We start from the raw sequence: 294 nt of genomic DNA, 5'->3' as shown, positions 1-294 counted from the left end.
CGAGGCGTCCGCCCATCTCATCCGAAGGCATCAGCGCCATGTGGCAGGCCGAGGTGCCGAGGTTGAGTACGACCGTGCCGCAGCGGATTCCGGCGCCTACGGCTCCCGCATGGGCGTCGATGTTGCCCACCCCTACTACGACCCCCTCGGGAAGTCCGAGCGCCTGCGCCCACGCGGGCGTGATCGTCCCGGCAGCGTGGTCGCACGTGCGGTTCGTCTTGCTGATGTTGCGCACGATGGGTAGCAATGCGGGGTCGAGTGCTTCGAAAAACGTCTCCGGAGGGAATCCTCCCC

1 protein-coding gene is annotated in these 294 nt (G+C 67.0%); it reads right to left on the bottom strand.

Annotation, left to right across the window (positions count from 1 at the left end):
- A partial coding sequence (locus NE591_RS14980; protein WP_256157073.1) for a hypothetical protein occupies positions 1-294 on the bottom strand: 294 nt, incomplete at both ends.

The organism is Adlercreutzia sp. DFI.6.23 (genome assembly GCF_024462535.1).
Lineage (GTDB): Bacteria > Actinomycetota > Coriobacteriia > Coriobacteriales > Eggerthellaceae > Adlercreutzia > Adlercreutzia rubneri.
This window is presented reverse-complemented; position numbering and strand designations above follow the sequence as displayed.